The sequence below is a fragment of the Azospirillum sp. TSH64 genome, assembly GCF_003116035.1.
Taxonomy (GTDB): domain Bacteria; phylum Pseudomonadota; class Alphaproteobacteria; order Azospirillales; family Azospirillaceae; genus Azospirillum.
Genome location: NZ_LGQW01000015.1, coordinates 6,453,892 through 6,454,972, shown reverse-complemented (window position 1 = coordinate 6,454,972; position 1,081 = coordinate 6,453,892). Strand labels below are relative to the sequence as shown.

General features: G+C 72.5%; 1 protein-coding gene. It reads right to left on the bottom strand.

From position 1 onward, the window contains the following. Nucleotides 1–1,081 (bottom strand): phosphopantetheine-binding protein (locus TSH64_RS30520; RefSeq protein WP_146208146.1); only part of this gene is annotated, 1,081 nt, incomplete at both ends.

Sequence of the window (1,081 nt, the reverse complement as noted above, 5' to 3'; positions counted from 1 at the left end):
CACCAGCAGGGCGCGCAGCAGCGGGCCATGGTCGAGGTCGAGGCTGCGCTGGGCCTCCTCGCACAGCCGCTCCTGCGCCCTGGCATCGGCGGCGGTGCGCTGCCACAGCACCGGCGGCACCGCCTCGGGCGGCAGGTGCTCGGCACGTCCGTCGCCGACGAAGACCAGCCGCAAGGCGTCGTGATGGGCCAGCAGGGCCGAGAGCGCCCGCTCCAGCAGCGCCGGATCGACCGGCCGGCGCAGCCGCAGCAGCACCGACTGGTTCCAGTGGCTGCGGTTGGGGATCGGCTCCTCGAAGAACCAGCGCTGGATCGGCGTCAACGACAGCGTACCGCTGACGCTGCCCTGCTCGGTGGCCGAAGCGGCAGGAGTCCCGGCGTCGCTACGGGCGGCGCGGGCGAGCGCCTCCAGGGTCTGATGCTCGAAGACGTCGCGCGGGGTGAAGGCGAGGCCGTGGCGGCGGGCGCGGCTGACCAGCTGGATGGAGAGGATGGAGTCCCCGCCCAACTCGAAGAAGTTGTCGGTGACGCCGACGCTCTCCAGCCGCAGCAGCTCGCACCACAACGCCGCCAGGGCCCGTTCGGCCGCACTGCGCGGCGGCACCCGCTCCGAAGACGCTACCACCTCCGGCTCGGGCAGGGCCTTGCGGTCCAGCTTGCCGTTGGGTGTCAGCGGCAACCGCTCCAACACCACCAGATGCGTTGGCACCATGTAGTCCGGCAGAGCGTGACCAAGGTGCTCCTTCAGCCGCCGCGGCAGCTCCGCAGCCGCATCGGCGGCGACATAGCCGACCAGACGCTTGCCGCCCGCACCGTCGCGGGCGACCACCGCCGCATCCCGCACCGCCGGATGGCCGCGCAGCACAGCCTCGATCTCGCCAAGCTCGATCCGCAGGCCGCGGATCTTCACCTGATGGTCGATCCGCCCGACATACTCGATCACCCCATCGCCACGCCGACGCGCCAGGTCGCCCGTCCGGTACATCCGGCCGCCGTCGGCCGAGAACGGATCGGCGACGAAGCGCTCCGCCGTCAGCCCGGCCCGCCGGTGATAGCCGCGCGCCAGGCCCGCACCGGCGATA